Genomic DNA, 10,060 nt, shown 5'->3' with positions numbered 1-10,060 from the left:
GGCGGGGAGGGTGCGGTGGGAACGGTAGGACAAGAGGCTTGATCGGGATCGGGTAACAGGCGTCACCGTTACGCGGGTACGCGTCACAGCTCCTCGACAGCCCGCTGTCGGCCCGGGGGGCTGTGGGAGCCGGCTCGCACGCTCGATGTCACCACCCACCCAACCCCGAGGAGGCTCGTACATGCCCGACCGAGGTCTGTGGTCCTACAAGGAGATCGCCGCGCACATCCAGGTGCAGCCGGACACGGTCCGCTCGTACCGGAAGCACGGCCTGCTGCCCCCGCCGGACCTGGTGGACGGCGGCCGTCCGTACTGGCGGGCGGACACCATCCGGGCGTGGGTCGCCCGGCGCCCGGGCAGCGGGCGGCGCGGCCGTTGACGACGGGAATACCTGAGGGGGGTATAGAGTTTCCCCTACGGCGACGGCGGACGACGCCACTCACGCACACCTGGAGGACTCATGGACACGCGGCCCAACACCACCATCGTCTACAAGGTCACGGGCATGAGCTGCGGCCACTGCGAGAAGGCGATCAGCGAGGAGGTCGGCGCGCTCGCGGGCGTCACCTCCGTGACGGCGTCCGCCAAGGACGGCCTGGTGACCGTCGACGCCGCGACCGCTCTCGACGAGGAGTCGGTGCGCGCCGCGATCGACGAGGCGGGCTACGAGCTGGTCGGACAGGCCTGAGGGCCCGCGGCGCCGGCGGGCGCAGGAAGCCCGGCGAGATAGCCGGAACGCCCCGCCGCGAGTCCCCCCACGGGCTCGCGGTCGGGGCGTCCCAATCCCGGTTGGATTCCCCCCACGGGATCCACGCCGGGCGCCTGCCGGCAGCGCACGCGGCCGGAAGGCCGCTCAAAGCTTTGCGACCGCGGGACCACTGCCCGACACCAACTCCGCCGGGTGCTGGTGTCACCGGATGAGACAGCCGACCCGGGGAAATGGTTGTACGCGAGGTGAATGTGACTCGCGTCACTTCCCGGTGGGCGCGACGGAACGCCGGAGGGGGCCCCGGCCCCACGGCCGCGACCCCCTCCCGAAACGCTCGGACAGACGCGCGTCAGCGCTGCTCGACCGGCACGTAGTCGCGCTCGACGACGCCGGTGTAGATCTGCCGCGGGCGACCGATCCGGGAACCCGGCTCCTTGATCATCTCGTGCCACTGGGCGATCCAGCCCGGCAGCCGGCCCAGCGCGAACAGCACGGTGAACATGCTGGTCGGGAAGCCCATCGCGCGGTAGATCAGACCCGTGTAGAAGTCCACGTTCGGGTAGAGGTTGCGCGAGACGAAGTAGTCGTCGCTGAGCGCGTGCTCCTCCAGCTTGAGCGCGATGTCCAGCAGCTCGTCGGACTTGCCGAGCGCGGAGAGCACGTCGTGCGCGGCGGCCTTGATGATCTTGGCGCGCGGGTCGAAGCTCTTGTAGACGCGGTGTCCGAAGCCCATGAGGCGGACACCGTCCTCCTTGTTCTTCACCTTGCGGATGAAGGCGTCGACGTCGCCGCCGTCGCGCTGGATCTGCTCCAGCATCTCCAGCACCGCCTGGTTGGCGCCGCCGTGCAGCGGGCCCCACAGCGCGCTGATACCCGCCGAGATGGAGGCGAACATGTTCGCCTGCGAGGAGCCGACCAGCCGCACGGTGGAGGTGGAGCAGTTCTGCTCGTGGTCCGCGTGCAGGATCAGCAGCTTGTCCAGGGCGCCGGCGACGACCGGGTTCAGCTCGTACTCCTCGGCCGGCACCGAGAAGGTCATGCGCAGGAAGTTCTCGACGTAGCCGAGGTCGTTGCGCGGGTAGACCACCGGGTGGCCGACGGCCTTCTTGTAGGCGTAGGCGGCGATGGTCGGCAGCTTGGCCAGCAGCCGGATGGTGGAGATGTGCCGCTGCTGCTCGTCGAACGGGTTGTGGCTGTCCTGGTAGAAGGTGGACAGCGCGCTGACGACGGACGAGAGCATCGCCATCGGGTGGGCGTCGCGCGGGAAGCCGTCGTAGAAGCGTTTGACGTCCTCGTGCAGGAGGGTGTGCTGCACGATCTCGTTGCGGAAGCCGGCCAGCTCGTCGACGGTCGGAAGCTCGCCGTTGATGAGCAGGTAGGCCGTCTCCAGGAAGGTGCCGCGCTCGGCGAGCTGCTCGATCGGGTAGCCCCGATAGCGCAGGATGCCGTTCTCCCCGTCGAGGTAGGTGATCGCGGACTGCACGCCCGCGGTGTTGCCGTACCCCGAGTCCAAGGTCACCAGACCGGTCTGGGCGCGCAGCTTGCCGATGTCGAAGCCACGGTCGCCGACGGTACTGTCGACCACCGGGAACTCGTACTCGCTGCCCCCATGCCGCAGTACTACTGCGCTGTCGTTTGCGCGGTGTTCGCTCACGTCATCCCTCACCGACGGTAGTGCCTCTTCTTCGAGGTGCCCTGACTGGTTCCACTGTCCCCCATTTAGCACGCGCTGGTGCACTCGGGGTCGACCAGAGGGTGCTGAAATGGCACCCAGTGCCGCCCTTTGGTTATCACTCCTCCCGCTCTGTCCGCAATCGATGATCGATCGAAGTGCATCTCCGACCCGCCGAAACCGTCCGGACGGCCTGCGCCAGAGCCCGCCGCGAGCCGACCAGCACCACCAACCGTTTTGCCCGGGTCACGGCGGTGTAGAGCAGATTGCGCTGCAGCATCATCCACGCGCCCGCGGTGACCGGAACCACAACGGCCGGGTACTCGCTGCCCTGCGAACGGTGGATGGTCACGGCGTAGGCGTGCGCCAGCTCGTCCAGCTCGTCGAAGTCGTACGGCACCTCCTCGTCCTCGTCCGTGACGACCGTGAGCCGCTGCTCCTCCACGTCCAGCGCGGTCACCACCCCGACCGTGCCGTTGAAGACGCCGTTCGCGCCCTTCTCGTAGTTGTTGCGGATCTGGGTGACCTTGTCCCCCACCCGGAACACCCGGCCGCCGAACCGCTTCTCCGCCACCCCCGGCCGCCCCGGCGTGACCACCTGCTGGAGCAGGCCGTTCAGCGCGCCCGCGCCCGCCGGCCCCCGGTGCATCGGCGTCAGCACCTGCACGTCCCGGCGCGGGTCCAGACCGAACTTCGCCGGCACCCGCCGGGCGGCCACGTCCACCGTCAGCCGGGCGGCCTCCTCGGTGTCCTCCTCCGGGAAGAGGAAGAAGTCCGGCAGGCCCTGGGTGATCGGCGACTGCCCGGCGTTGATGCGGTGCGCGTTGGTCACCACTCCCGACTGCTGCGCCTGCCGGAAGATCCTGGTCAGTCGCACCGAAGGCACCGGACCGCCCTCGGCCAGCAGATCCCGCAGCACCTCGCCCGCCCCCACCGACGGCAGCTGGTCCACATCGCCCACAAGCAGCAGATGCGCGCCCGGCGGCACGGCCTTGGCCAGCTTGTTGGCCAGCAGCAGATCCAGCATCGACGCCTCGTCGACGACCACCAGATCGGCGTCCAGCGGCCGATCCCGGTCGTACGCGGCGTCCCCGCCCGGCTTCAGCTCCAGCAGCCGGTGCACGGTGGACGCCTCGGCGCCGGTCAGCTCGGCCAGCCGCTTCGCCGCCCGGCCCGTCGGCGCGGCCAGCACCACCGTGGCGCCCTTCGCCCGCGCCAGCTCCACCACCGAGCGCACGGTGAACGACTTGCCGCAGCCCGGGCCGCCGGTGAGCACGGCGACCTTGCTGGTCAGCGCCAACCGCACGGCGTCCCGCTGCTCGGGCGCCAGATCAGCCCCGGTACGGGCGGCGAGCCAGCCCAGCGCCCGGGCCCAGTCGACGTCGGCGAAGGCGGCGAGCCGGTCGTGCGGGGTCCGCAGCAGCCGCTTCAGCTGCCCGGCCAGCGACAGCTCGGCCCGGTGGAACGGCGGCAGGTAGACGGCCGTGATCGTGCGGCCCGGCTCCTCCGGGTCCGGCAGGCGCTCGCGCACCGCCCCCTCGGGATCCGCCGCCAACTCGTCCAGGCACTCGATGACCAGCCCGGTGTCGACCTGGAGAAGCTTGACCGCCCCGGCTATCAGCCGCTCCTCGGGCAGATAGCAGTGCCCCTGGTCCGCGCCCTGCGACAGCGCGTACTGGAGGCCGGCCCGCACCCGGGCGGGACTGTCGTGCGGAATGCCGACGGCCTGCGCGATGCGGTCGGCGGTCAGGAAGCCGATGCCCCACACGTCGGCGGCCAGCCGGTAGGGCTCCTGACGTACGACGCCGACGGACTCGTCCCCGTACTTCTTGTAGATGCGCACGGCGATCGAGGTGGAGACCCCGACGCCTTGAAGAAACACCATCACCTCCTTGATCGCCTTCTGCTCCTGCCAGGCGGCGGCGATCGTCTCCGTCCGCTTGGGCCCGAGCCCCGGCACCTCGACCAGCCGCCGCACGTCCTCCTCGATCACGTCGAGGGTGTCGGTGCCGAAGTGCTCGACGATCCGGTCGGCGATGCGCGGGCCGATGCCCTTGATCAGACCCGACCCCAGATAACGGCGGATGCCCTGGACCGTGGCCGGCAGCACGGTGGTGTAGTTCTCCACGGTGAACTGGCGGCCGTACTGCGGATGCGAGCCCCAACGGCCCTCCATCCGCAGCGACTCCCCCGGCTGCGCCCCCAGCAGCGAACCGACGACCGTCAGCAGCTCGCCGCCGCTCTCCCGGGAGCGGGCGGGCGCCACCCGGGCCACCGTGTAGCCGTTCTCCTCGTTGGCGTAGGTGATCCGCTCCAGGACCCCTTCGAGCACGGCGAGTGGATGTGCCATGGCACGACGTTAGCGCCCGCCACCGACAGCGCGTCCGACGCCTGTGGAAAGCCGGGAACGCCACGAACGCCACGAGGGGCCCGGTCGTGAAGACCGGGCCCCTCGTTTCTTCCCCCCTGTGGCGACCGGACCGTCTCCCCAGCGGCCGGCCGTCATGAGATGAGACTCACCACGCCCGGTGATGGTTGCGCCACGGAGGGAGGGTTTTCCCGATGTGTGTGCTCCGGCAGCCGGTCGGGTCAGGGCAGGCGGCCGCCGACCCTCTCGACCATCGGCTGGTCCAGCTCACGGTCGAAGGAGGCCAGCGGTCGGGCCAGTTCGGTGGCGGCCCGCTGCTGCGTCGTCTGCGCCTTCTCCGCCTTCACGCCGGCCCAGCGCAGCACGGACTCGGTGGCGGCGATACGGTCGGCCTCCCGCAACGCGTTGATGTTCGCACCGTGGTTGGCGCCCGGGGCGACGTAGAGAGCCGAGTCCCGGCTGCCCTTGCCAAGGCGGAACGGCTCGGCGCGCCACGGGTCGTTCTCGCCGTTCACGAACAGCATCCGCGAGGAGTGGTTCCGCACCCAGCGGTCGATGTCCCGCATGGCGTTGCGCTGGAAGCGCATCGGGATCTCGCGGGGCACGAAGGTGCGCGGCACGTTGATGCCCGGGTAGCGCAGCAGGTCGTCCAGGTGCGGCGTCTTCACGTTGGGCTGACCGAGCTGGGTGCCGGCCTGGTAGAAGTACGGCACGTAGGGGGTCATGCCCTGGTCGGAGTAGAACCCGAAGCCGCCGACCCGATCGACGAAGTCGTACAGTTCCTCGGTGGTGGCGTCCCGGCCCGGCACGGTCGGGCAGTCGGAGGCCCGCTGGTACTGCCAGAACGCCCAGGAAAGGTCGAGTACGGCCACCTCGAACGCGCGGTCGGCCGAGCCGACGAGGTCGAACGTCCAGCCCTCGTCGGCCGCGTCCTTCTCGTAGCGGGCGACCATCTCGTCACGGCGCTTCAGCGACTCCCGCTCGACGCCCGCCAGTGCGGCGCGGCACTCGGGCGTGCCGACGTTCGCGAGGAAGCGGTCGTAGGCGGAGTCCTCGTTGTTGTTCACGTTGTTGGGCGCCACGTAGGCAACCGTGCCGGACATGTCGTGCGGGTAGAAGCGGCGGTAGTACGTCGCCGTCATACCGCCCTTGCTGCCGCCGGTGGAGATCCAGTTGCGGGTGTAGATCGGGCTCAGCGCGCGGTAGATGCGGTGCTGGTCGCTGGCGGCCTGCCAGATGTCCAGCTTCGTCCAGTCGGCGGGCTGGGGACGCGAGGGAGTGAAGAACCGGTACTCCATCGACACCTGGTTGCCGTCGATGATCCGGGTCGGTTCGCTGCGGGCGGGGTTGGTGTTCAGTCCGTAGCCGGAGGTGAAGAAGACGGTCGGCCGCTTCTCCGACTTGTGGAGGACGGTGATCCGCTGCTTGAAGGTGCCCTTCTTCGGCTTGCGGTGGTCCACCGGCTGCTCGTAGTTCAGGACGAAGAAGCGGTAGCCCTCGACCGGCTTCTCCTCGATCAGGGACATCCCCCTGATCTTGAGCAGCCGGTCCTTGACGTCGGTCTGCCCGGTGCCCGTGCCGGCCGCGCCGGCGGAGGCGGTGCCGAGGCCGGTCGCGCCTATGAGCACCACGAGCGACAGCAGCCATCTGAGCGTTTTGCGCATACGTGACTCCCCGGTTCCCCTGGGTGTGGGTCGCCCTGGCGCCTTGTGTGGCAAGGGCGTTGGTCGCCGGGAAACCTACCTTCGCAGGAGCGCCGGACACCACCCCCAGGGCCGAGGAGGCCCTACGCTGCGGTCATGGAACTCGACGGCGAACCGGGTGAGGACGTCGGCGGCCGCCGGCCGTTGGCCACCGGCCCGCGGCAGATGGCGCTGCTGGACTTCGACCGACACTCCGCGGAGGACGCGCGGCGGTCCGGCTATGTGCTGGTGACGCTGTGGCACGGCGAACTGCTGCTGCTCGTACGGGTACGCGGCCGGGACTGCTGGGAGCTGCCGGGCGGCCGTCTGGAGCCGGGCGAGACGGCCCGGCAGGCGGCGGCGCGCGAACTGCGCGAGGAGACCGGGGAGTTCGTCCCCGAGGAGAAGCTGCGCTTCCTCGGTTACGCCACGACCTCGCTGGGGCCGGAGCGGCGGGTGCTGGTGGGCGCGGTGTTCGGGGCCGAGGTGGCCGGGGCACCGGGCAGGTTCACCGCCAACGACGAGATCAGCGAGGTGCGCTGGTGGGACGGCGTGGAGGCGCTGCCCCGCCTCCAGACCGTCGACACCCACCTCGCCGCGCTCACCCGCGAGAACCGGCCGCGCTGAGCGGTCCCTGGCCTCAGCGCTCGGACGCGGTGGCCGGGACGAGGGCGCCCGTGAAGGTGTGCCAGAGCTTGGCGTAACGGCCGTCCGCGGCGAGCAGTTCGGCGTGTGTGCCGTCCTCCACGACGCGGCCGTGGTCCAGTACGACCACCCGGTCGGCGCGGGCGGCGGTGGTCAGCCGGTGGGCGACGACCAGGGTGGTGCGCCGCCCGGCGAGCCGGTCGGTCGCCTGGTTGACCAGAGCCTCCGTGGCCAGGTCGAGCGAGGCCGTGGCCTCGTCGAGCAACAGGATGTCGGGCTGGACGAGTTCGGCCCGGGCGAGCGCGATCAGCTGGCGCTGTCCGGCGGAGAGGTTGCGGCCGCGTTCGTCGACCGCGTGCAGATAGCCGCCGGCCAGTGAGGCGATCATGTCGTGCGCGCCCACCGCGCGCGCGGCGGCCTCCACTTCGGCGTCGCTCGCGTCGGGCCGCCCGTAGGCGATCGCGTCGCGGACCGTGCCGGGGAACAGGTAGGACTCCTGCGGCACGACGCCCAGCCGGTGCCGGTAGCCGGTGATGTCCAGCTCGCGGAGGTCCTGGCCGTCGACGCGGACCGCGCCCGAGGTCGGGTCGTAGTACCGGGCGACAAGCTTGACGAGGGTGGACTTGCCGGCGCCGGTCTCGCCGACGAAGGCGACGGTCTGGCCCGCGGGTATGACCAGGTCGACGCCGCTGAGCGCCTGGTCCTCGCCGTCGGCGGTCGCGTAGCGGAAGTGCACGTCGTCGAAGGTGATCTCACCGCGCAGCGCCGGTACCCGCAGGGCGGCGCCGTCGCTCGGCGTGCTCGTCTCCTCCCGCAGCAGCTCCTGGATGCGGCGCAGCGACACGGCGGCCTGCTGGTACCCGTCGAACACCTGGGAGAGCTGCTGCACGGGCGCGAAGAACAGCTCGATGTAGAGCAGGTAGGCGACCAGCGCGCCGACGGTGAGCGTGCCGGCGCTGACCCGCCCGGCGCCGACGACCAGCACGGCCGCCGTCGCCACCGAGGCCAGCAGCTGCACGAAGGGGAAGTAGACCGAGATCAGCCACTGGCCGCGCACCCGCGCCCGGCGGTAGCCGTCGCTGCGTTCGGTGAAGCGGTCGGTGCCGATGTCCTCCCGGCGGAACGCCTGCATGATGCGCAGGCCCGCGACGGACTCCTGGAGGTCGGCGTTCACCACGCTGACCCGCTCCCTGGCCAGCTCGTAGGCGCGCACGCTCTGGCGGCGGAAGAAGACCGTGCCGATGATCAGCGGCGGCAGCGTCGCGAAGACGACCAGCGCGAGCTGGACGTCGATCACCAGCAGCGCCGCCAGGATGCCGACGAAGGTGAGCAGGGAGACCACTGCGGTGACCAGGCCGGTCTGGAGGAACGTGGACAGGGCGTCCACGTCGGTGGTCATCCGGGTCATCAGCGCGCCGGTGAGGTGGCGCTCGTAGTAGTCCAGGCCGAGTCGCTGGAACTGGGCGAAGATCTTGAGCCGCAGCGAGTAGAGGACCCGCTCGCCGGTCCGCCCGGTCAGCCGCATTCCGGCGAACTGCGCGGCCCACTGGACGAGCACCACCAGCAGCGCCATCCCGGCGGCCGCCCAGACCGCGCCGAGGGCAGCGCGCTCGACCCCGTCGTCGATGCCCTGGCGGATCAGCACCGGGAGCAACAGCATCAGCAGCGCGTCCACGGCGACGAAGCCGAGCGCGAGGGCCAGCGGGCGTCCGAAGCCGCGCAGCAGCCGGCGCAGCCCGTAGGACTCCTCGCGGCGGGCTGCCGTGCTCTCGTCGACGTCCGGTACGTCGGTGGCCGGCGGCAGGGCGGCGACCTTGGCCAGCAGCTCGGGGCTGCCGGGCAGCGAGCCGAGCTCGGCGCCGAAGCCGCCGGGCCGGCCGGACTGCGCGGCGGCCACCCCGGCGGCACCCCGGCCGCCGCCGTCGGTGGCCTCCGAGGCGCCGTCGCGGCGGACCCACAGCTCGGGGGTGACGCCGCCGACCGTGCGGTGGTGGTCGTGTCCGGCCTGCCCGGCCGGGTCGCGCTCGACGTCGCCCAGCTCGTCGGGGTCGGTCAGCAGCCGCCGGTAGAGCGGGCAGCGGGCGGTCAGCTCCTCGTGCGTGCCGACGTCGACAAGCCGGCCGCCGTCGAGCACGGCGATGCGGTCGGCGAGCGCCAGGGTGGACTGCCGGTGGGCGATGAGCAGCGTGGTGCGGCCGGCCATGACGCCGCGCAGCGCCTCGTGGATCTCGTGCTCGATGCGGGCGTCGACGGCGGAGGTGGCGTCGTCGAGCAGCAGCAGGCGCGGGTTGGCGAGAATGGCGCGGGCGAGGGCGATGCGCTGCCGCTGGCCACCGGAGAGGCTCAGCCCCTGCTCGCCGACGCGGGTGTCGTAGCCCTCGGGTAGCTCGGAGATGAAGCCGTCTGCCTGGGCTGCCCTGGCGGCGGCGCGGATCTGCTCGTCGGTGGCGTCCGGAACGCCGAAGGCAATGTTCTCCCGGACGGAGTCGGAGAACAGGAAGCTGCTCTCCGGGACGACGCCGATCGCGGCGCGCAGCGAACCGAGGGTGAGGTCGCGGACGTCGTGCCCGCCGACCCGCACGGCGCCGCCGCTGACGTCGTAGTAGCGCGGCAGCAGCATGGAGACCGTGGACTTGCCGCTGCCGCTGGTGCCGACGACGGCGACCGTCTCACCGGGGCTGATGCGCAGGTCGAACCCGCTGAGCACCGGCCGGTCGGCGCTGTAGCCGTACGTGACGTCGTCGAACTCCACGGAGGCGTCCGCGTCGGCCGGCAGTTCCACGGCGTCCGGGCGCTCGGACATCTGCGGCTCGGTGTCCACCAGCTCGAAGATGCGCTCCACGCCCGCGCGGGCCTGCTGGCCGATGGTGAGCATCATGGCCAGCATCCGGACCGGGCCGACCAGCTGCGCGAGGTAGGTGGAGAAGGCGACGAAGGTGCCCAGCGTGATCTGGCCGCGTACCGCCATCCAGCCGCCGAGCGCC

Annotated in this window: 7 protein-coding genes; 3 read left to right on the top strand and 4 right to left on the bottom strand. The window is 71.2% G+C overall.

Annotated elements, in window-relative coordinates:
- Positions 1–181: 181 nt before the first annotated feature.
- Complete coding sequence (locus tag FNX44_RS18245; protein ID WP_143649355.1) at positions 182–379, top strand: helix-turn-helix transcriptional regulator; 198 nt, start codon at positions 182–184, stop codon at positions 377–379.
- A gap of 81 nt (positions 380–460) precedes the next feature.
- A complete protein-coding gene (locus FNX44_RS18240) occupies positions 461–688 on the top strand; it encodes a heavy-metal-associated domain-containing protein (protein ID WP_143649354.1) in 228 nt (75 codons plus the stop codon).
- Between the two features lie 370 nt (positions 689–1,058).
- Here the strand turns inward: FNX44_RS18240 and FNX44_RS18235 are convergent, their stop codons facing one another.
- The 3 genes from FNX44_RS18235 to FNX44_RS18225 all read right to left on the bottom strand — a co-directional run bounded on the left by FNX44_RS18235 (position 1,059) and on the right by FNX44_RS18225 (position 6,413).
- Positions 1,059–2,363 carry a citrate synthase gene (locus FNX44_RS18235; RefSeq protein ID WP_143649353.1) on the bottom strand — a complete coding sequence of 435 codons (1,305 nt, stop codon included), beginning with the start codon at positions 2,361–2,363 and terminating at the stop codon, positions 1,059–1,061.
- Positions 2,364–2,499: 136 nt separating this feature from the next.
- On the bottom strand, positions 2,500–4,731 hold the full coding sequence (gene recD2 / locus FNX44_RS18230) for an SF1B family DNA helicase RecD2 (protein ID WP_143649352.1): 2,232 nt from the start codon (positions 4,729–4,731) through the stop codon (positions 2,500–2,502).
- A 239-nt stretch (positions 4,732–4,970) separates the two neighbouring features.
- Positions 4,971–6,413, bottom strand: coding sequence for a S28 family serine protease (locus FNX44_RS18225; RefSeq protein WP_143649351.1), 1,443 nt, complete (start codon positions 6,411–6,413; stop codon positions 4,971–4,973).
- Between the two features lie 135 nt (positions 6,414–6,548).
- Between FNX44_RS18225 and FNX44_RS18220 the strand changes: the two genes are divergently transcribed.
- A complete protein-coding gene (locus FNX44_RS18220; RefSeq protein WP_143649350.1) occupies positions 6,549–7,058 on the top strand; it encodes an NUDIX domain-containing protein in 510 nt (169 codons plus the stop codon).
- A 13-nt stretch (positions 7,059–7,071) separates the two neighbouring features.
- Here the strand turns inward: FNX44_RS18220 and FNX44_RS18215 are convergent.
- The coding region (locus FNX44_RS18215; RefSeq protein WP_143649349.1) for an ABC transporter ATP-binding protein at positions 7,072–10,060 on the bottom strand (2,989 nt) is incomplete at its 5' end.

The organism is Streptomyces alkaliterrae (assembly GCF_007097205.2).
GTDB lineage: Bacteria > Actinomycetota > Actinomycetes > Streptomycetales > Streptomycetaceae > Streptomyces > Streptomyces alkaliterrae.
Note: the sequence above shows the minus strand (reverse complement) of the source record. Positions and strands in the feature narration are given on the sequence as shown.

Bases quoted from the DNA above. Each gene is read 5' to 3' on its own strand.
- FNX44_RS18245 (WP_143649355.1), top strand. From the start codon at position 182: ATGCCCGACCGAGGTCTGTGGTCCTACAAGGAGATCGCCGCGCACATC.
- FNX44_RS18240 (WP_143649354.1), top strand. From the start codon at position 461: ATGGACACGCGGCCCAACACCACCATCGTCTACAAGGTCACGGGCATG.
- recD2 (WP_143649352.1), bottom strand. From the start codon at position 4,731: ATGGCACATCCACTCGCCGTGCTCGAAGGGGTCCTGGAGCGGATCACC.
- FNX44_RS18225 (WP_143649351.1), bottom strand. From the start codon at position 6,413: ATGCGCAAAACGCTCAGATGGCTGCTGTCGCTCGTGGTGCTCATAGGC.
- FNX44_RS18220 (WP_143649350.1), top strand. From the start codon at position 6,549: ATGGAACTCGACGGCGAACCGGGTGAGGACGTCGGCGGCCGCCGGCCG.